Source organism: Hymenobacter nivis (genome assembly GCF_006439025.1).
Classification (GTDB): domain Bacteria; phylum Bacteroidota; class Bacteroidia; order Cytophagales; family Hymenobacteraceae; genus Hymenobacter; species Hymenobacter nivis_A.
The window spans coordinates 55,951-75,854 of the sequence record NZ_RCYZ01000013.1; the positions used below are offsets into that span (position 1 = coordinate 55,951).

The following is a 19,904-nucleotide window of genomic DNA, read 5'->3' on the forward strand; positions in this document are numbered from 1 at the left end:
ACTAATAACGGGCATATTATTCATGCAACAGCTGCTATTCTTTTAATCAGTAGCTGTTTGTATTTTTTGCCTACCGCTTCCTCAGCGTACATCCTATTCCCCGGTGATCCGCAGCCCGACGAACACCTGTCGCTCCCGCTTACTGCCCGCCCCCGAGCTTCCTGACCACGCCCCTCGCAGTAACAGCGGGCTCCTTGTTGGCGCAGCGCATCACCTGGTGAAAAAGCGGAACCCGAAACAAGCATACCGTTCGGGCAAGGCTGCTCCATAGCAGGCCGCTGCTCTTTCGATACCGAAGTAGTATATTCGCAATCCGCAAATTGCGAATTGTAAATCATGCGCAAGTTCAACGGCCTCCGCCCCCAGGATGTAGTGTTGCTGCTCAAGCTGGTGGCCCATCCCCACCAGGCTTGGCTGGGCAAGGACCTGGCCCAGTCGCTGCACCTGAGCGCTTCGGAGGTATCGGAAGCCCTCGCCCGCTGCCGCTTCAGTCGGCTGCTGGCCGCCGACCCGCAGGCCTTGCGCGTGCAGCGCCACGCCCTGCTGGACTTTCTTTGCTACGGGCTGCCCTACGCCTTTGCCGTCCAGCCCGGCGCGCCCGCCCGGGGCCTGGCCACGGGGGCCAGTGCCCCTCCCCTGGTCCAGACCTTCGGCCCCGAGCCGGCCTATGTGTGGCCGGGGGCCCTGGGCAGCCAGTGGGGCATCGCGGTCGAGCCGCTCTACCCGCAGGCCCCCGCCGCCGCGCAGCAGGACGCGCAACTCTACGGCCTGCTGGCCCTCACCGACGCGCTGCGCCTGGGGCGGCCCCGGGAGGTACAGCTCGCCCGCCAGTTAGCCGAGCAGCAGCTTACCGCTTCCGCTTTAGCCTCCGCCGCCCGTGGCTGATGCCTCCCGGAACATCCCGCGCCTCCTGGCCGTGGGCCACGCGCTTGGTCCTTTGCGCGAACGCGTCGTCTTCGTAGGCGGGGCGGTCGTCAACCTGTACAGTACCACGCCCACCGGCGCGCCGGAGCCCCGCGTCACGGAGGACGTGGACTGCATCGTGGAAGTCGCCCCGCGCACGGCCTTTTACCAGTTAGAGGAGGAGTTGCGCACCCTAGGGTTTGTTAACGACGTGGCCTCGGGCGTGATTTGTCGCTGGACCCACCAGGGCCTGACCGTCGACATCATGCCCACCGACCCGGCCATCCTGGGCTTCGGCAACCCGTGGTACGCGGCGGGCTTTGCTCAGGCAATACCCTACACCTTGCCGGATGACTCGGTCATTCAGGTCCTGAGTCCGGTGTACTTCTTGTGTACCAAGCTTGCGGCCTTGCGCGACCGCGGATGGGGCGAGCTGCGGGTGAGCCAAGACTTGGAGGACATCGTGCACCTGGTCGATAACCGCGCGGAGCTGCGGGCCGAGCTAGCCCAGGCAGATGCCAGCACGCGGGCCTATGCCCAGCAGCAGCTGCGGGAGTTGCTGGCCCACCCCGCTTTTGCCGAAGCCCTGTCCTGGACGGTACCCTACGGCGCGGACTATGCCTACCAGGCCGCGCTTCAGCAGCGGCTGTGGGAGCTGGCGACCGACACTTGAGGCCACAGACGTTTAGCAGCAGGGCTCAGCGTCGACCGACAAGCTTACCGCCACCGACAGGTACAGAAGCCCAGGACAGACGTGGTAATCCTCGCACAATTAACGAGTATTACCAGTATTACTTATGTTACCATAATTATTGGTGTTACTGGTATTACTAGTGTTACCTAATTAAAACAATGAGTAAACAGGGCTGGTTTAGGCCAGAATCGCTATATTTGGTTGCTGGGCGTGCGACCCACTTTGCTTCTTCCGTATGACTTCCGCTGGCGAAGCTGCTTATCAGGCCCTCCGGGATTACTTGAACGGGCTCCTTCAGCCATGCTTGGCCGACCAGGCACTAGTTGACGTGCCAGTGGCCCTGCGGTCGGGTCTGGAAACGTTCATAGCGGGCACAGCCGAGCACCGAGACGAGGCCGGCCGGCGCATGGTTTACGCGGCCGACCTAGCGGCCTGGGCAGCGGACTTAATCTCCGGCGCGGGCCTGACCGCACCCCTGCCCCTGGCCACCGTGGAAGTAGCCGCGATGCGAGCCGCCACGCACCGACCGGCGGCATGACGTGGGCGAATCTTGAGCAATTGAACCAGCGGGTGCAGCAACTGCCGGCCGGGCGACAGCAAACCAGCCAGCAGTGCAGCCAAGTTATGGTATCGGCGCACTCCACCATGATAGAGGGCTCGCGGGTGACGGTGCTGGAAGCGTTTGACTTCCTGTTGGGGTCGGCCCCTATCCTGGGACCGGGCAAGCCGCTGGTCGGCTACGATATGCTGGGCGACCACGCCCGCGCCCTCGACTTGGCCTTGCGTCGAGCTGATGCGCGGCAGCTTCCCGGCTCCGCATTGGTGCGCAAGTTGGCGGCGGCCGTAATGCATTCCACCGGCCGGGCTACCAACACGGCCCTGGGTAGGGTGGACCCCACGCAAGGCGACCTGCGCCGGGGCAGCGTGTTCATCGGCGGGGCCAGCTCCTTTCCCAACGCCCAAAAGGTGCCGGCCCTGGTGGCGGCCCTCACCAGCGACCTGCGCGAACGGATGCCGGGCGCGGCTACACTACGCGAGCAGTTGGAGCTAGCCTTTGAAGCGCATCAGCGCCTAGTGGGCATCCATCCGTTCAACGATGGCAACGGCCGCACCTCGCGGCTGCTCATGAACTACGTGCAGCACTACTATGGCCAACCGCCCCTGACCATTGTGTTCCGGGAGGACCGACGCGCTTACTTCGCCGCGCTCGAACAGAGCCGGGTGGCAGAGGACTTGGCCATATTCGTGGAGTTTATGCGCAGCCAACACGGCAAATCATTGATGTACCAGCTTACGGCAGCCAATCCGTCCAATACCGATACGCTACAAATCGATTGATTATCAATATTAAAAGCACATAGTTGTTGGTATTACCTGTGTTACCCATGTTACTCGTGTTACCAGTATTCCGTAAGCAGTGACACAGCCTAGCGCCACTGCGTAACATAATGGTCGTTATAGGGTCAAGCTAGCATTTGGCTTGATCTCCTAGCCCGTTTACCTGCGGCTACCAAGGGGGTGCCCATGAGGCGTTTCGGCGCTAGCTTGTAGCATGAAACACCTGCTCCGCTGCGCTGGGCTGCTGCTCGCCGCGCTCGCGCCCGCCTGTTCGCCGCCCCGCCCGGCGATTCCCAGCGCGGCCGCTCAGCTCGACGCCCTGACCCGGGACTTCGACACCTGGTACCGCTACACCGCCGCCCGCGTGCCGTTGGCCCGCGACTACCGTCCCCGCGGCGTCGACGGCCAGCCCCTGCCCAAAAAAGCCTTCCTGCAGCAACTGGCCGCGGGCCAGGTCCTGGCCCTGCGCAACGGCCCGGACGGCCCCGTGCCCGTCTACCAGCTCTTTCCCTACGCAGGTAATCACGCCCCCGCGGTGCGCGCCACCAGCCGCCAACGGGCCGACGAAGCGCTGCGCAACCTGGCTTGGGAGGGCCACCCGCTGCCCGCCTTTCGCTGGCGGGACTTGCGCGGCCGGGTCTACACCCCGGCCAGCACGCGGGGCCGGGTCGTGGTCGTCAAGTGCTGGTACACCAGCTGCGTGGCCTGCGTCGACGAGTTTGCGGCCGTCAACGCCTTGGCCGACCGCTACCCGCAGGTGCTGTTTGTGAGCCTGGCCCGCAACGAGGCGCACGTCTTGCGCACCTTCCTAAAAGAACGGGCCGTGAAGTTTGCCGTCGTTCCGGCCGGCAAGGCCTACCTGGCCGACACGTTGGGCGTGTTCGAGTACCCCACCCATTTCCTGCTCGGCCCCGACGGCACGATTGCCCGGGTCACCAACCGCGCGAGCGACCTGGCGGTGGCCCTGGCCCAGCACGTGCCGCTGGCCTCCCGCTCAAGACGGCCCGGCCCAGCCGCTGGGCGGGCCCTGGGCAGGGGGGAAGCCCCCCGAAAAGGCCCGTTCGCTCCGTTCCCGGTCTCGTCCCCTTTCTTAAACCAACGTCCTTAGCATGAAGCTTTTGCGCCAAAGGCTTATTGGGTCGCCCGCAATCGGTCGTCGACTACTGCTTTTTCTCCCTGTTAATACCCTACTGCTTCGGGGGTAGTGACTGGGCCAGCGCCTGCTGATAAGTCCCGTCCTCGGGGGAGAGGATGGCTTGCAAAAACGCACCGGGTCCCAAGTCGCGGCGCGCCCGCGCGTGCCGCCGCCGGGGTAGACTGTTCTTGCCGGCCTCGAAGCCATCGCGTTCCATGGCTAGCCGCACCTTCTCCGGCAAGCCTGCGAGCCAGTGGCGGACGTCGTCTTCTGTCACCGCGCCCGCGGCCTGCTGCTGGTAGCGGTGGCTGGCGTTGCCCAACCGAAACAGCCGGGCGTGGCAGGCGCGTTGCGCTTCCGGCAGCGCCGCCAGAAATTCCAGTTGCGACGGGTGGTACTGATCCAGGGGGTGGCGCGGGTGCAGTCGCGCTTCCATGCCGTAAAAGAACGAAAACGGGTGGGCAATGGCGCGGGGCCCAGCAGGAACGAGCAGAACCGAATTCCTTAGCGGGGTTTTCTATTCCTACGCGAGGGAGCCCCCTACCAGGAGGCTGCGCATTCCCTGCCCGGTTCTTCCACGCGCCTGCCATAATCCGAACAACCCCTCCTCCCCGCGTTTATTCGATCAGGCCATGCTCGCGGGTCTTGTGGTAATACTTTTTTACGCCGCGTTTGCCCCTGCGGTGGTCTTTGGGGTGCTGCGGGCGTTCTTTTGTAGCGAGCGCCTGCCCCGGGCGTTCAAAGCGGGGGCGGTGGGCGCCTTCGGGCTGCTCGGGCTCCTGGGGTACCTGCTCTGGTTCGCGGCGACGTCTGGCGAGGCCCTGCCACCGCTTCCGCGGCCGCAACCCGCGGCCCTCACCATTACCCAGCCCAGGCTGCGGCCCTACCCGTTGGGTGGTGCACCGATCGAACAGGTCCGCTACGGGGCGTTCCCGTTCCTGATCGTCGCGGGCACGCCCCCCGACGGCCAGCTGCTGCGGGTGCGTTTCAGCACCCGTCCGGGGGGCGCCCCGCCCAATGAAATTAACGCCGTCATGGCGTCTGTGCGGGGCGCGAAGGCCACGGAAGCCACGGGACGGTCGGTGTACGATCCCAGCACCAAGACGGTCAGCGGGGCGTTCCTGTGCCCCCTGCCCAACGGCCAGCGCGTGGCCGGCTCCTTTGAGCAAGTACCCGTTGTTTTGCAATGACCAGGCGGCGCGGGCCGGCCTATTCTACCTCGTTTCTCAAAGCCCCCGCGCTTGCCCCCGGCTTCGCGGCCCGCGAGTTCGAGGCCAACGAGCTACCATAGTAAACCCGTAAGCCCCGCCCCCCCGCGGGGCTTTTTCGTAGGCAATTGGTATAGACTGCGCCCGATTGCTTATGAAAGCTGTATTCCTCCTGCTGCTCTCGCTGCTCTTGGCTAGTTGCACGACGCAGCAGCTAGCGCACGCTCCTAAGCACCGCCAACGGGTCAACCAGCGCATCCGGGACCGCAAGCACGTACACAACGGGAAAATTCGTAAGCAGAATTTTTTCAATATGTAGCCCAAACCAAAGCCCCGCCCACCAGCGGGGCTTTGGTTTGGGCCCTGCCCGCCCGCTTGCCCCACTTTGCGCCGGCCACCCAGTTAGCCCGCTGGGCCCCGGGCGAACTGTTGGGCATTGGCGCGCTTGCAGGTGCGCATGTTCGGCGCCATTGAAGAAGCCCGGGCGCGGCACCAAGGAACCCGAAACGCCAGCAACCGGGGGGACCGCTGCCGAGGCAGGCCTCCCCCGTGCGTTGCCGGGCCCGAGCAATGGCCCCAGAAGACCCAACCGGTGGGCCACGCGAAAGGGCAACGGGTAAGCCCGTAGACCGCCTGAACCCGAACAACCGAAGTGGGCACAAACCGCAGAAAGGGCGCGAATACTACGTAAAATCGTGTTTTTAGGTAGCCTCCGCACAGGCCGTGGCGTAAGGAGCAGACACCCTTTCCCTTCCCTACCATGGCAAACGATTCATTGAACACCCTCCTCCAGCAAGGCCTGGCCGCCCTGAAAGCCGGCAGCAAAATCGCGGCCCAAGCGACGGACGACATCCAGGACGACGCCGTTGACGCGCAACTCCAAGCCGCGCTCGAGCAGGGCAACCACCAGGCGAAACAATGGGCCACGCGCATCGACCGCGCGTTCGAAGCCGCCGGCGGCAAAGGCGACGAAGAAAACCCCATCTTGGACGCCCACTTCAAGGTGAGCAAGAAAATCCGCGGCGAAGCCACAGACGACTATTCACGGGACCTGGGCATCATCGCCGCCGGCCAACTGGCGTTGCACTACTGGATTGCCTCCTTCGGCACCCTGCGCACCTACGCCGAACAAGTGGGCCTGAGCCAAGCGGCGCAAGACCTGCACCTGTGCTTGAGCGAGGCCAAACAGGCCGATGAGCAGCACACCGCCCTGGCCAAGCACATCCTGCCAAAATAAGCCCCCGACGCGGGTGACTTGGTGCTGAAAACGACCCAACGGCTCTTTACAAAGGGGCCCGCACTAAGTCCGTGCGGGCCCCTTTCTGGTGAACGTTACGGAGGCGGCAGCCGCCCAATAAGCAGCACCCGCGCAGGAGGCCGACGTTGCCTTCCCCTGCGCGGCATCAGTTCGTTGGGCCTGCATCGGGGCGGGCCTCCAAGGTACTTTGCAGCCCCGTCGATAAGGCCGAGAGCAGGTCCAACCCCGTGGCCGCCTCGATGGCGTCCACGCTGGTGCGGTAAGTGCCCCAGCTGGAACTGAGCGAATTGTCGTTGGGTGCGTCGATGGCGATCACGCGCGTGGTGGCGCTGATGCGGGCCACGTCGTTCGTGCCGACGGGCAGCACCACCAGCACCTTCCAGCAGCGGGCGGGCACGGTGACTCTGCCGCCGGCCACGGTGGTGGCGTAACCATTGCTGCCCGTGCCACCGCGGCCGTACGAGCCGCAGACGACGTAGAGCTCGTTGCCGGCGTCGGCCAGCGCCCGGGCGTAGTTCTCCAGGCCCGCCCAGGTCTGCTGGTTGTTGTTCGGGGCCTGGGGCATCATGTTGCTCATCAAAAAGGTAGCCGTGTTGTCGGCGGCCGAGCCCGTGCGGTCCGCGCTGGGGCAGTTGTGGCCCCGGTCAAAGCCCGAGCCGCTGTAGTCCGACGCCTTCACCTGGTACCAGCCACTGGGCAGGCTGGCGTCGGCCGCGAAGTCATCCTTTCGCGGCGCACTACCTTCCCAGGCGGTGCTCAGGTGCCAGCTCACCCAATTCGGCTTTCCTTGGTCACGGTTGTAGGAGAGCGTGTACTGGTCTTTCACCAGCAGGTAGTTGGTGGGCGACGACGGGCTCGTGGTGGCGCCGCTGGGGTTGCCCAGGGCCAGGTTGTTATCGCGCGTGGCGGTAGCCGGCGACGTGGGGGCTACTTCGTCGGTTTTGGTGCAGGCCGTGGCCAGCAGCCCCAGCAGGGCCCAAGCGCTGAGGCGGGTAAACAGGTGTTTCATAACAAAGAATAATGGTGCAAAGATGGGGGCGTGGCGCTAGGACCTGCGGGGCCCTCCGCCTATTTTTACCGGTTGGTTTACCCGTCTGCGCATTCTTTCTTCGTTTCACTGCTTTTCTATGACTATACCGTTACCCCCCTTCGCTTGGGCACCCCGTTACCGGATCGTACTGGCGCTCGCGTTGCTGTTGACGACCTGGGGAACCCGGGCGCAGGCCCCCGCCTGGCAAACCGCCGTGGCCCTGAGCCCGAACAGCGGCTACGCCAGCGTCCTGACCTCGGCCACCGATGCGGCGGGCCACGTGTACCTGGGCGGGGTGTTCTCCGGCACCGTCACGTTGGGCACGACCACCCTTAGCAGCGTGGCGGGCAGTTTAGACATGTTTGTCACCAAATGGGACGTGGCGACCGGCCAATTCGTGTGGGCCCAGGCGGCGGGCGGCCCGGAGGCCGATTACGTGCGCACGCTGGCGGTCAGCGGCGCGAACGTGTACGTGGGCGGCACGTACCGACTCGCCGCCGCCTTTGGTCCCGCCGCGCTGGCCTCCGGGGGGGCCTTCAACAGCTTGTTCGTGGCTAAGCTGGTCGACGCCGGGGCCACCGCCGCTTTCGTATGGGCGCAGCAACCGGCCGCCGCCACCAGCAGCAACGCGGCCTACGCTTTGGCGGTAAACGGCAGCAACGTGTACATGGGCGGGAGCTTCTTCGGGCCCGGCACCGTGCAGTTGGGGGCCACGACGCTGACCAACGCCTCGACCAGCCTCAACGGCACGTCCAGCCCCCCGGACGGTTACGTGGCCAAGCTGGTGGACGCCGGGCCCACGGCGGCCTTTGCGTGGGCGCAATCCGCCGGCGGCACGGGCAACGACAATTGCAACGGGCTCGCCGTGGTGGGCGCCAACGTCTACGCGACGGGTACGTTTGAGGGCACGGCGGCCTTCGGCACGACGCGCCTCGCCTCGGCCGGGGGCACCGACGCGTACGTGGCCAAGTTCACCGACGAGGGGGCCACCGGCCGCCTTACCTGGGCGCAGCGCGCGGGCGGCCCTGGAGCCGAGACGGCTCCGGCCATTGCCGCCAACGGCGCCAGCGTGTACATCGCCGGGGCCTTTACCAGCGCGGCCGCCGGGTTTGGTGACGCGCAGCTGTTGAACGCGGGGGGCGCCGACGCGTACGTGGCCAAGCTGACGGACGCGGGACCCACGGCGGCGTTCGCCTGGGCCCAAGCAGCGGGCGGCCCGACCGACGAGGGGGCCACCGGCCTGGCCGTGGTCGGGACCAACGTGTACGTGGACGGGTTCTTCCGCGGCGCCGCGACCGCCGTGGGCAATACCCCATTGGCCAACGCCGACCCCACCGGGGCCACCAACGACCTGTTCGTGGCCAAGCTCCGGGACACGGGCCCGACCAGCCGCTTCGACTGGGCGCAGCGCGCGGGCGGGCCCGGCACGGAAAACCTGAGCACGCTGGCCGCCGCTGGCGCGACCGTGTACGTGAGTGGGGTTTTCGCACCGCCCGCCGCGTTTGGCCCCGTCACTTTGACGAACACGGTGGGCCCGTCGTCCGGGTTTGTGGCGGCCCTCGTGGACAATGTCGTGCTCGCCAATGCCCCGCCGGTTTCGGCTGGGCCGGGGACGCTGTACCCCAACCCGGCCCGCACGGCCGCCACCCTGCGCTGGCCGGCGGGGACCGGCCGGGGGCCCGCCCGCGTGAGCGTAACCGACGCGCTGGGGCGGCTCGTTTGGGTCCAAACCGTGGACGTGTCGGCCGCGGGGCTGGTCCAGGAAATAGATCTTACAGGCCTGCGGCCGGGCGGGTACCTGGTGCGCGTGCAGACCGCCGCCGCCAAGAGTGTGCACCACTTAACGGTGGAGTAAGCCGTGCCCCAGGCGCTGACGCGGAGTGCTAGACTTCGTTGGCAGGGGCTGGTCAATCATTCGCAAATCCTTTGGCCGCCGGACAAAGGACTTGCCCCTGCGCCTGCCCCGGCCGTCAACCCCAATTTGCTCCCGCCGCCCGCCCACGCCGACGGGATCCGCTTGGCCACTTGCGGGGCCGCTGCGTACTTGTCGCGCCACTGCCCCTCCTGCCCATGCCGTCCGCCGAACGCTCCGTCCCAGGGCCCTTCCGTCCGCCCCTGTCGGCGCCGCTCATTTCTGAGCAGACCCACGAACTGCTCCGCTACCAGCTCGCGCAGGCCTTGGTGCCCCTGGCCGCGTACTGCGCGGCCCAGGAGGCCCGCGAAGACCTCAGCGACTGGCAAGCCGAACGCGTGGCCGAGCTCCGCTACGCCTTAAGTACCCTGAGGCGCTACGACGGCCACGTAGAGGACCTGCTGCCCCGCTACCGGACCGCACTGGCTACGGCCCACCAGGCGTTGGCCGACCGCCGGCCCGCCCTCACCGACGCCCTGCAGCCCGACTGGGAGGTCATTGCCGCCCGGCTCCTGTCCCGCCTGGCCCGCCACGAGGCCCGCCCGGGGCCAACGCCCTTGGCGGCCCGCCTTGCCGCCTGGCTGCGCCAGCCCCACTGGCGCACCCGTGCCACGCAGCCGCCCGATCACCGCCAAGCCCTGGCCGCCATCACGTCGTCGCACCTGCTGCCCCAGGGGCCCGAACGCCTGTGAGCGCTTCGGCCAGCAGGCCGGCCCGTGCAACCCGGCGCCAGCCCTAGCGGCTCTACTTGGTACTTGCCGCCAGCCGTTTAACTACTTTTAAGGCCTTCTGCCGCCACCTTTCCCTTCCTTCATGTATTTCCGCTTACTGCTCTTGGCTGGCTTGGCCAGTTTGCCCCTGCTGGGCACGGCCCAAACGACGCCGACTGCTCCCCACTACTACGTTGGCCTAGGGGCCAGCGTACTGACGAGCGCACCGTTTCAGCGGTACAGCACCCCTGCGATTTACAGCCCGACGCTTACGGCGGGCGGGCAACTAAGCCCGCGCTGGGCCCTGCAGCTGGGCATCGGGCTCGGCTGGCAGCACGCGGGCTATACATTGAGCGACCCCAACGGGGCGCCCAGCACGATCTACTCCAGCACTACCCAGGATCGGTTCTTGTCGGTGCCAGTGCTGGCCCGCTACACGTTTACCGCGCCCACGGCCCGCTGGCGCGTCGATGCGCTGGGCGGCTTGATGCTGGTGCACACGGCCAGCCACACTATTTACACCGTGCACTACACGAACGGCCGCGAGGACGAAGGCACCGACACACGGTACTCCGACAACACCTACAGCCTGTCCCTGGGCCCCGCCGTGCGTTATGCGCTCACCCCGCGCGTGGAACTCACGGCCAACGCGTTAGTAAACGCAGCCTTAAACCGCGGGTATTATGACTCCTTCAGCGACCGGCTCTTCCTCAACGCGCTGGTCGGGGCCCACTACACGTTTGGCGCCAACTAGGCCAGCAACACGCACCACGGCAGGGTCAAGCTTTACAACGACGGCAAAGGCAAAACCCAATCGGTCGAGGCATCCATGACGGACGTGGACTTGCCGGCCCGCGTGAACTACGGCTACGGGGCCGACGAAGCCGAAGCCGTGGCCAACCTGCGCCAGCGCGTGCTGGCTTACATCGCCAGCCTGCACGATCTGGACTTCACGGTCATCATTCGCTAGGGGCCGCGCGCTTGCCCCACCGCTTAAGTGCGCCCACTCGATTGATTTCGCTGCGTTGCTCGGACGTCAGCTTAACAGCTTTATCCGCGTTCTGCTGGCGTTTGTCGGCCAAGCGTTTTTCGTATTTGGCCCGGGCGTCCGGGTCGCCCGCTGCCACGCGCTCCCGCAGGGCGCGGTAGCTGGCGCGGTTAGCGGCGAGGTTGCGTTCCCGCGCCTGCGCCGCCTGCTCTTCGGCGGACAGTACGGGTTTTGGCGGGGCGGCCGCGGCCGCTTCGCGCTTGCGTTTCACCGCTGCCCGGTGCTCCCGGTACTCTTGGCGTTGGCGGGCCTCTTCCGCCTGCTCGGGCGTCAGCACCACGGCCGCCCGTTTCTTGGCGCGGCGGATAGCTTCGATTTCCGGGGCCCAGTAGTTACGGCCCGCGGCCTTGGCTTTGGCCACAGAGGCGCGGTTGCGGGCGTTTAGCTCGTCTACTTGTGCCTGCGCCACCGGGTCACCGGCCCGGGCTTGCTGGCGCAGGGCCTTGTGGCGCTCAGCTTGTGGTTTGTTGGCGTGTGGCATGCACCCAAAATAAAGCGTGGGCACGGTAATTTGGGCCCATGACGCTCTACGAATTCAACCAATTAACTTTTGAGCAACAGCTGGCGGCCGTCTTCGCCGCCGGCACCTACCTGGCCCGGCGCTGGGAAGAGGAGGACGGCGTGAACCTGTACCATATGCCCAGCGGCTTTTTTGTCGAGCTCTACTACGACACGCACGCCAACGAGCTGGTGCGGCTGCGTAGCTTCCGCAGTGCCGCACCGCTGGCGGACTATGCCGCGTCGGTGCGGTTGCCGGCGGAACTGTAAATCGAACTGTAGATCACGGGGCGCGGCGATGCAGCAGGTAGTGCACGCCCGTGCGCACCGTGCCGCTTTTGTCGGCATCGTAGGGGGCCGCGGCGCTGCCCACGCACTCCCAGCCCCGGCCGTAGAGGTAGTTCAGGGCGGCCGCGGCAGAGGCCAGCTTGGCGACGTAGGCGGCGTCGACCGCGAGGTCCGCGTCTTGCGCGTTGGTGGGCTTTTCTTGGCCATAATCAAGCTGCAGGGCAATCAGCACGTAGGATTGCCGGGCGATCAGCTCGCAGTACACGACCGGGACCGGCGGCAAGGGCACTTTGGGCGGGCGCTGCGCGTGGGCGGCCCCGGCCAGCAACCAGGCGGCAACGAAGAACAGGTATTTCATGCCCCAAGCTACGGCCGGCGGGCGATGGCGGGGCCGGGTACGCCAGCCCCCGCTACTTGCGCGGCTGCGTTGGGGCGGCGGATGCTTCCGCAACGACCCGCCACTTGAAAGACCAGCCACTTGGGCTGCCGCGTGGTTTCGGTTCGCTTAGTAGCCCCGTCCCCCGACATTGCTTCTCCCTCGCTTGGTACCCGCGCGGGCTTTCGTTCGTGGCGGGGCTTTGTGGAGAACACAGAAGGTCGTACCGGTCACGGTACACGCGGCCAGGGATTGCGCTGAACAGGCCTTCGACGTCCTGCCCCAGGACCTCGCACGTGTGACAAAAACGCTTGGGGCAAGGACAAGGTTTCCTGCCGGGACCACGTGATTTTTCTCGTGCCGGCAACTAGCTTTGGAACGGGTTTAGGCCACTGACAGTGATGAAGATACCGCTTGTTCGCTTTCGCTATCCTGTACTTTATTCTGTCTAATAATTTGATGAAATTTTTACTTTTCGTGTGGGGCAGTTGGCTGCTGGTCTTCCCGGTGCAAGCCCAGTGGCAGTGGTTAAACCCTTACCCCAACCCGTACGCCAACCAGGTGGTGCGGTTCGTGGACGCCAACCGCGGGTTTGTCGTGCAGAGCACGGGCACTTTGCTGCGCACCGATGACGCGGGCCAGCACTGGCGCGAAGAACGCCGGGACGACAACTTGGTCAGCGTTGATTTTTCACGCGACGGGACAGGCTTTTTGCTCAACCGGGCGGGCGTGCTGTGGCGCAGCGCCGACGCGGGCGCCACGTGGGTCCGCGTATCGGCGGCCCCCCAGCCGGCCCCCAGCGCGTACTACGGCCCTAACCCGCCGCCGCTCCAACTCACCTACGCGCGCGTGCACGCCATCAGCGCCGACACCGTCGTGGAAGTAGGGGCCAACGCCACCCTGCGGCGCTCGGTCAACGGCGGCCGCACCTGGACCGTGGCGCAGCTGGGGCCCGACGTGCGGGACATCAGCAGCAGTTGCTTCGTGTCGGGCCGCGTCGGCTTCGTGGGAGCGGGCGGCGGCCGCATCTACAAGACCACCGACGGGGGCGCCACGTGGGCCAAACGCTCGGAAGTGAGTTACGAGCCGTCGGCCATCACCCTGCTCTATTTTCTGAACAGCCGGGTCGGGTTCGCCCGCCGGGGCTACCGGGACTTGCTGCGCACCGCCGACGGGGGGCTCACCTGGGCGCTGTACACGCACTCGTTCCTGGAGGGCATCGTCGACATGCACTTTGCCAACGAGCGGGTGGGCCTGGCCGTGGGCGAATACGGCGTGATGTACGCCACGGACTCGGGCGGCTTGTCGTGGACGGCCGTCGGGGCGGCGGCCACCGGCGGCTTGTACGGGGGCACGCAGTGGAACGGGGTGCGCTTCACCTCGCCCACCGACGCCTACGCGGTGGGGCAGGGCCGCCAGGGCACCATCGTCCGCACCACCGACGCCGGGCGCACCTGGCAGGGGCTGTCGCCGCTCGTGGGCAACGTGCTGGACGTGGTATTTCCCGGGCACGGCCTGGACGGCTACGCGTTGACCACCAACGGGTTGCTCAAGACCGGGGACGGCGGCGATACGTGGGCCGTGCTGCCCTTTGGCGGCAGCGGGAACCAGCTGGCCTGCCCCGACGCCCGCACGCTGCTCGTCGCCGGCAATTCGGCCCAAGTGCACCGCTCGGACGACGGCGGCCGCACCTGGACCGTGGCGCAGCTCAAGCCCACGCTGGGCACGCCGTACGGCGTGCAGCTGCTGAGCCTCTGCATGGTGGACACGCAGACCGGCTACGTGAGCGGCGATTACAACGGCCTCGACCAGCTTTTTGCCCGCACCACCGACGGCGGGCGCACGTGGCAAACCCTGACGAGTGCCAGCGCGGTGGGCCTGCGGCACCTGCACTTCGTGAGCGCCAGCGTGGGCTTTGCGGTGCGCTACGGCGAATTATACACCACCCGCGACGGGGGCCAGAACTGGCAGTCGGTCAACGCGCCCTACTTCCGCTCGGTGGCCGACGTTTACTTCGTGGACGCCCAGGTGGGCTACGTAATCGGCGAGGAGGGCTACGTGCAAAAAACAACCGACGGCGGCCGCACCTGGGCCGCCACGCCCCTGAACCGCAGCCGGTCCTACGGCAGTGGCCACCCGGCCCACGTGCAGTTCCGCGACCGCGAAGTGGGCTGCGTGCAGGACGACAACGGCAGCATTTTTCGCACCACCGACGGCGGCCGCACGTGGCTCTGGGAGCGCGACCTGGGCTCGCAGGCGATGGGGTACACGCAGGGCGGACGGGCGCTCGTACTGGGCGGCGGCGGCGGCATGCTGGTGCGCAACGCCGACATTGCCGGTCACGTGCCCTTCGAAGGGCACGTGCTGACCCCCGTGGCGCTCACCGACAGCAGCGCCCTGCTGGCGGCCACGCTGCGCCACCCCGCCTGCTTTGTCGACAGCGTAGGGTTTGAGTACGCCCCGGCGGCTGGCCCCGGTTTCGTCCAGGCGCAAACCGTGGCGGCGTTCCCCGTGCCTTGGTACGGCGGCGATTCGGTGCGGGCGGCGGTGCCGCGCGGGCTACGGCCCGCGACCGCATACCGGATGCGCCTGCGCTTTACCCACAACGGAGCGCGTTTCTACAGCGCCGACACGGTTTTCACCACCCCCGCGTTGGTTGCGCCAGAGCCGGCCGCGTACCCCAACCCGACCACCGGCTACGTGCGCGTGGTGCCCCCCCAAAGTCCGCCCGCCACGAGCATCGAGGTCTACTCGCTGCAAGGGAGACACGTGCGTCACGGCAGCGGCCGGGGCATCGACCTCACCAGCCTGCCGGCCGGGCTCTACCTGCTGCGCGTCAGCGTGGGCAACCAGGTGTACCGCCGCCGTATCGAAAAGCACTAGCCGTCGCATCAAGCTTCTTTTCTATGAGCACCTATTACTTGGAAAATATCTATAAGGCAACGTGTTGACACGCAACCCTCGTTTTCACTCCAGCCTATCTTTAATAGCTATGAAGCAACTTATACTATGTGCCGTCTTATGGGTGGCCACCGTTTTACACGCCCAGGCCCAGCAACCCATCACCTGGGACCCCGTCGTGGCCTTGAGCCAGCGCGTGGCGGACAGCAGCGTGTACGTGACCAAGGTCGTGCCCGACGGGCAGGGCAACCTCTACGTGGCGGGCTCCATCGCCGGGCGCGTGCACCTGGGCAGCACCACGCTGGAAAGCACCCGCAACTACTACGGCAGCTACACCGGCGACATCTTCGTGGGCAAGTACAGCCTCAGCACCGGGCGTTACCTCTGGGCCACCAGCACCGGCGGCAACGGCGGGGAGAGTGCCCGCGAACTCGTGGTGGTCGGCAACAGCATTTACCTGGCGGGCACCACCCGCGCCCCTGCCGCCACCACCGCCCGGCTCACCTTCGGGGCCACGACGTACACCACCACCGCCGGCTTCTGCCTGTTTGTGGCCAAGCTCACCGACCAGGGCAGCCGCGCCGCCTGGCAGTGGGGCAAGGTGGGGGTCAACGACTACCTGAGCGATTTGGTGGGCCTGGGCGTGAACGGCACCAGCGTGTACCTGGCCGGCGACCTGTCGGGCACCATGAAGTGGGACACCAAAACGGCCAAGAGCAACCAGGCCCTGGCCTACAACGCCGACGACCTGTTGGTGGTCAAAATCACGGACGCGGGCAGCACGGCCACCGTGGCCTGGGCGCAGTGCATTGGCAGCGCCACGTACGAAAACGCCGATGCGTTCGCGATGAGCGGCAACAACCTGTACTTTGCCGGCGACTACTTCAACACCAGCACCATCGGCGGCACCCCGCTGCCCAACACCGGCACCGGCACCTCGACCGATGCCTTCGTGATTAAGTTGACGGACACGGGCCCCGCCGTCGCGCCCGTGTGGGTGCAGCACCTGGGCGGCACCGGCACCGACGTGGTCCGGGCGCTGGCGCTGAACGGCAGCACCCTCTACCTGGGCGGCAACACCGGCAGCCGCCGCCTGGCGCTGGGCCCCGGCCTCGCCCTGGCCGCGCGGGACACGGCCCGCGGCGCCAACACCCCCTTCCTGGCCCGCCTCACCGACGCCGGCCCCAGCAGCAGCTTCCAGTGGGCCGCGGCCGTACCGGGCGCGGGCGACACGGCGGTTGAGCAACTGCTGCGCGCGGGCGGCCAGCTTTACGTGGGGGGCAGCTTCTCCGGCGACTCGGTCACGCTGGGCCGCACGGTGCTGCGCAACCGCAACCCCCTCAACACGGACCTCTACGCCCTGCGCCTCGAGGAAACGCCCACCGGGGCGACCCCGGTCTGGGCGGGACGGCTGGGCAGCACCAGCTACGACTTCCTTTACTCGCTGCTGCTGCTCAATGACCGCCTTTACGTGCAGGCCTATAACACCGCGGCCACCACCATCGGTGCCACCGCCGTGCCGGCCGGCACTTCGTACCTGGCGGCGGCCGTTCCCCAAACGCCGCTGGCCACCACCGGGGCGACCACGCTGCCGGGCACCCGCGTTCACCTGTACCCCAACCCTGCCCACGCGGCGGCCACGCTTGCCCTCGCGGGCCTGCCTGCCCGGGCGACCCACGTGCAACTCACCCTGCTCGATGCGACCGGGCGCACCGTCGGCCGGCACCGGCTGGGCACGGCGGGCGGCCCCCTGCCACTGGCCGGGTTGGCCCCGGGGCTGTACGGGGTCCGGTTGACCGCCCAGGATGCCCAGGGACGGACGCTCGGCGAACTACCGGCGCAACGGGTGAGCGTGTGGTAGGGGCGCTGTGCCTTTCGACACCTCCCGCCTACGCTCGCCCGTCGTGCCGCTGTGCTGAATCATCCAGCACGGCACCTACCTCGCCCAGCGCTGGGACGAAGCGCGTGGCGTTAACCGCTACCACTGCGCCGGGGAGGGCCGCGGCTGCTTTGTGGAGGTCGGCCTTGACGACGGGCGCGGGCAGGCCGTGGTAGGGGTTCTCGTTACAACGGGGCGGAAAATTACGCTAAGCTGTTTCGCGGGCTAGTCATGCTTAGCAGGATTTCATTTGAATGGCATAACTTTACGGTATGCCCGGAAGCGAAACTATCGCCGAGTATTACTACCGGTACGGCTTGGGACAGCCTGCTACTGGGCAGGTCAGCGCCTACCGGATTGAGGATGTCACGCCCGCCGATTCCTTCCCGTCTCTGCGGCGGGATTTTTATAAGATAAAGCTGTTGTGCAACGTGCAGGGCATCTTCTCGTACGCCAACCGACGCATCGAAATCCGGGAGCCCGCCTTGATTTTTGCCAATCCCCGGATTCCTCATTCCTGGCAGCGACTGGCCGGCCGCCCCACCGGCTATGCGTGCCTGTTCACGGAGGAATTTGTGACCCAACCGCTGAAATCAGGTTCGGTGGCCAGCTCGCCGCTGTTTCGGGTGGGGGGCGCCCCGGTGCTGTTTCCGCCGCCGGCCGCCGTCGACCGGCTCAGCGGCCTCTTCGAGCAGTTGCTTCGGGAACTGCCATCTGCGTACATCCACAAGCAGGAGGTGCTGCGTCATTACGTGCAACTACTGTTGCACGAGTCGTTGCAGCTCGTTCCGGCCTTGGCGGATTATCCGCCGGGCACGGCCGCTACCCGCCTCAGCGTTCGTTTTCTGGATTTGCTGGCCCAGCAGTTTCCCCTGGTGACGCCGCAGCAAGTGCTGGCGCTCAAAAACGCGAATGAATTCGCCCGGCACCTGGCCGTGCACCCCAACCACCTCAACAAAGCCCTAAAAGAAGTAACAGGCCAGACCACCACTGCCCACCTCGCGGCCAGCTTAGTGGCCGAGGCCAAAGCTCTGCTGCGGCACAGCGACTGGAGCTTGGCCGAAATCGGCGCCTGCCTGGGCTTCGAGCACGCCTCTAACTTCAATACGTTCTTTAAAAAGCAGACCGGGCACCCTCCGCATCAGTACCGCCAACAAGGGAGGGAGAATTCATAGGATTTGGATTGAATGGCATAACGAGGCCCAGCTGGGAGCGGGGACCTTTGTGAAACACATTCACCCATCCTATTCCGCATCATGGACAACATCACCGGCAAAGTCATTATCATCACGGGCGCCAGCAGCGGCATTGGCGAAGCTACCGCGCTGTTGCTCGCCGCCCGCGGGGCCAAGGTTGTCTTGGGGGCCCGGGGCACCGACCGGCTAGCCGCGCTGGCGGCTCGCATTACGGCCGCGGGCGGACAAGTGGCTTACGTCCGCACCGACGTGGCCCGGCGCGACGAGGTAGCCACGCTGGTCCAACTGGCCAGCGAGCAATTCGGCCAGCTGGACGTCTTCATCAGCAATGCGGGCATCGGTCCCAATTCCCTGCTCGATGAACTGCAAGTCGAAGATTGGGAGGCCATGATTGACATTAACCTAAAGGGCATGTTGTACGGCATTGCCGCTGCCCTGCCGGTCTTTCGCCGGCAGGGTAGCGGTCATTTCATCAACATTCTCTCCACGGCGGGGCTCGTCATCAAGACCACGATGGCCGTCTATGCGGGCACGAAAAACGCCGTGCGGGCCATCACCGAGGGGCTGCGCCAAGAGGCCGGCGACAAGTTGCGCGTGACGGGCATCTCGCCGGGCTTCGTGCAAACCAACTTCGCTGACTCCATGACCAATCCGGCTATTAAGGCCCAAATCGTGGAGAAGATGGGAGAAATTGCCATTCCGCCGGCGGCCATTGCCCGGGCCATTGCCTTCGCCATCGAGCAGCCGGCCGAGGTAGATGTGAGCGAAATTGTGATTCGGCCTACCGCGCAGGCTTAGGCGTGCCGGGTGGATGGGCAAGGCAGCGTATCACGCCACCAGTTGACTGATGACCGGCTCACAGCAGATGAGTTTCCGCTTTACGATGGCAGCGGTTGGACCATTCAGTTCCTCGCGCTGAAACGCCGAACGCCGCTCGGGTATGCCGCCTTTATGCAGCAATATGACGCTAAGCCCGCTTACCGTAATTTTTCGCCCCGTTGTAACGAGAACCCCGTTCACGGCCGAGGGCCCCACGGGCAACGCCCCGTTATGAAAATCCGGGTGCGACATGGCACCGGCATGCCCCAGCTGCAGGAATATCTTGCCCCCTTCGCGGTGCACTGCTTCGGTGACCAACTGCCACCCCTCGACCTGCCGCTGGGTGAAGATGCCGGGTACGTTGACGAACCCGATGGCTTGCTGGCTAATCCACGTACCCTCGCTCAGAATCAAGCCGGCGGTGGCCCGCTGGCGGTAATAAGTGGCTTGCGCGGCGGTCGGCGCGAGGCCGGCATTCGTAACGCGGCCCCGGGTCATAGGGGCCATGGCCACGCGGTTGGCTAACCGGAGCCCGCCAAGGGGGAGGGGCGCGAGGAGCGCGAGGGGGTGGGGTTGTTCCATCGGTAGCGGAAGTTTAAAAAGATACGTACCTTTGCTTGCGATTTGCAAGTGCAAAGATGGAGCATTTTAATTGCAAAAAGCAAGTAAAATAAATCTTTTTTATGAAAGAGCTAAAACAGCGTTCCACTT

At 66.0% G+C, this 19,904-nt stretch carries 20 protein-coding genes; 15 read left to right on the top strand and 5 right to left on the bottom strand.

Features of this window, described 5'->3' with window-relative positions; genetic code table 11:
* The first annotated feature begins 336 nt into the window (after positions 1-336).
* The 4 genes from EAH73_RS21510 (at position 337) to EAH73_RS21525 (ending at position 4,043) form a co-directional block, all read left to right on the top strand.
* Positions 337-885, top strand: a complete 549-nt coding sequence (locus EAH73_RS21510) for a hypothetical protein (RefSeq protein ID WP_140469495.1) — start codon at positions 337-339, stop codon at positions 883-885.
* Positions 878-1,576 carry a nucleotidyl transferase AbiEii/AbiGii toxin family protein gene (locus EAH73_RS21515; RefSeq protein ID WP_140469496.1) on the top strand — a complete coding sequence of 233 codons (699 nt, stop codon included), beginning with the start codon at positions 878-880 and terminating at the stop codon, positions 1,574-1,576. Before EAH73_RS21510 ends, EAH73_RS21515 begins: the two co-directional genes overlap by 8 nt.
* 555 nt (positions 1,577-2,131) lie before the next feature.
* Entirely contained in the window at positions 2,132-2,935 is an 804-nt protein-coding gene (locus EAH73_RS21520) for a Fic family protein (protein ID WP_140469497.1), read from the top strand.
* A 214-nt stretch (positions 2,936-3,149) separates the two neighbouring features.
* Complete coding sequence (locus EAH73_RS21525) at positions 3,150-4,043, top strand: TlpA family protein disulfide reductase (RefSeq protein WP_140469498.1); 894 nt, start codon at positions 3,150-3,152, stop codon at positions 4,041-4,043.
* Between the two features lie 79 nt (positions 4,044-4,122).
* Here EAH73_RS21525 and EAH73_RS21530 read toward each other — a convergent pair whose 3' ends face one another.
* Entirely contained in the window at positions 4,123-4,506 is a 384-nt protein-coding gene (locus EAH73_RS21530; RefSeq protein ID WP_140469499.1) for a hypothetical protein, read from the bottom strand.
* Between the two features lie 196 nt (positions 4,507-4,702).
* Here EAH73_RS21530 and EAH73_RS21535 point away from each other — a divergent pair, with 196 nt between their 5' ends.
* Positions 4,703-5,260, top strand: coding sequence for a hypothetical protein (locus EAH73_RS21535; RefSeq protein ID WP_140469500.1), 558 nt, complete (start codon positions 4,703-4,705; stop codon positions 5,258-5,260).
* 778 nt (positions 5,261-6,038) lie between these two features.
* Positions 6,039-6,515, top strand: coding sequence for a ferritin-like domain-containing protein (locus EAH73_RS21540; protein WP_140469501.1), 477 nt, complete (start codon positions 6,039-6,041; stop codon positions 6,513-6,515).
* A gap of 166 nt (positions 6,516-6,681) precedes the next feature.
* On the opposite strand, the gene EAH73_RS21545 is transcribed toward EAH73_RS21540, so the two are convergent.
* Positions 6,682-7,545 (bottom strand): DNA/RNA non-specific endonuclease, encoded by an 864-nt coding sequence (locus tag EAH73_RS21545; RefSeq protein WP_140469502.1) that lies wholly within the window; start codon positions 7,543-7,545, stop codon positions 6,682-6,684.
* Between the two features lie 187 nt (positions 7,546-7,732).
* Between EAH73_RS21545 and EAH73_RS21550 the strand changes: the two genes are divergently transcribed.
* From EAH73_RS21550 to EAH73_RS23240, 4 genes are all read left to right on the top strand, one after another.
* Complete coding sequence (locus EAH73_RS21550; protein ID WP_161599646.1) at positions 7,733-9,421, top strand: T9SS type A sorting domain-containing protein; 1,689 nt, start codon at positions 7,733-7,735, stop codon at positions 9,419-9,421.
* 215 nt (positions 9,422-9,636) lie between these two features.
* Positions 9,637-10,170, top strand: a complete 534-nt coding sequence (locus EAH73_RS21555) for a hypothetical protein (RefSeq protein WP_140469504.1) — start codon at positions 9,637-9,639, stop codon at positions 10,168-10,170.
* A gap of 121 nt (positions 10,171-10,291) precedes the next feature.
* On the top strand, positions 10,292-10,942 hold the full coding sequence (locus EAH73_RS21560; protein WP_140469505.1) for an outer membrane beta-barrel protein: 651 nt from the start codon (positions 10,292-10,294) through the stop codon (positions 10,940-10,942).
* Between the two features lie 75 nt (positions 10,943-11,017).
* On the top strand, positions 11,018-11,158 hold the full coding sequence (locus tag EAH73_RS23240) for a hypothetical protein (RefSeq protein WP_161599647.1): 141 nt from the start codon (positions 11,018-11,020) through the stop codon (positions 11,156-11,158).
* Here the strand turns inward: EAH73_RS23240 and EAH73_RS21565 are convergent.
* Positions 11,148-11,717, bottom strand: a complete 570-nt coding sequence (locus tag EAH73_RS21565; protein ID WP_140469506.1) for a hypothetical protein — start codon at positions 11,715-11,717, stop codon at positions 11,148-11,150. The genes EAH73_RS23240 and EAH73_RS21565 overlap by 11 nt on opposite strands.
* A gap of 38 nt (positions 11,718-11,755) precedes the next feature.
* On the opposite strand from EAH73_RS21565, the gene EAH73_RS21570 reads away from it, so the two are divergent.
* Positions 11,756-12,004 carry a hypothetical protein gene (locus tag EAH73_RS21570; protein ID WP_140469507.1) on the top strand — a complete coding sequence of 83 codons (249 nt, stop codon included), beginning with the start codon at positions 11,756-11,758 and terminating at the stop codon, positions 12,002-12,004.
* A gap of 13 nt (positions 12,005-12,017) precedes the next feature.
* Here the strand turns inward: EAH73_RS21570 and EAH73_RS21575 are convergent, their stop codons facing one another.
* Complete coding sequence (locus EAH73_RS21575) at positions 12,018-12,380, bottom strand: hypothetical protein (protein ID WP_140469508.1); 363 nt, start codon at positions 12,378-12,380, stop codon at positions 12,018-12,020.
* Between the two features lie 477 nt (positions 12,381-12,857).
* On the opposite strand from EAH73_RS21575, the gene EAH73_RS21580 reads away from it, so the two are divergent.
* The 4 genes from EAH73_RS21580 (at position 12,858) to EAH73_RS21595 (ending at position 19,172) form a co-directional block, all read left to right on the top strand.
* Complete coding sequence (locus EAH73_RS21580) at positions 12,858-15,281, top strand: YCF48-related protein (RefSeq protein WP_140469509.1); 2,424 nt, start codon at positions 12,858-12,860, stop codon at positions 15,279-15,281.
* Positions 15,282-15,423: 142 nt separating this feature from the next.
* Positions 15,424-17,160, top strand: coding sequence for a hypothetical protein (locus tag EAH73_RS21585; RefSeq protein ID WP_140469510.1), 1,737 nt, complete (start codon positions 15,424-15,426; stop codon positions 17,158-17,160).
* Positions 17,161-17,450: 290 nt separating this feature from the next.
* Positions 17,451-18,353, top strand: a complete 903-nt coding sequence (locus tag EAH73_RS21590) for a helix-turn-helix domain-containing protein (RefSeq protein ID WP_140469511.1) — start codon at positions 17,451-17,453, stop codon at positions 18,351-18,353.
* Between the two features lie 81 nt (positions 18,354-18,434).
* Complete coding sequence (locus EAH73_RS21595) at positions 18,435-19,172, top strand: SDR family oxidoreductase (protein ID WP_140469512.1); 738 nt, start codon at positions 18,435-18,437, stop codon at positions 19,170-19,172.
* Between the two features lie 30 nt (positions 19,173-19,202).
* Here EAH73_RS21595 and EAH73_RS21600 read toward each other — a convergent pair whose 3' ends face one another.
* Positions 19,203-19,775, bottom strand: coding sequence for a hypothetical protein (locus tag EAH73_RS21600; RefSeq protein ID WP_140469513.1), 573 nt, complete (start codon positions 19,773-19,775; stop codon positions 19,203-19,205).
* Positions 19,776-19,904 lie beyond the last annotated feature (129 nt).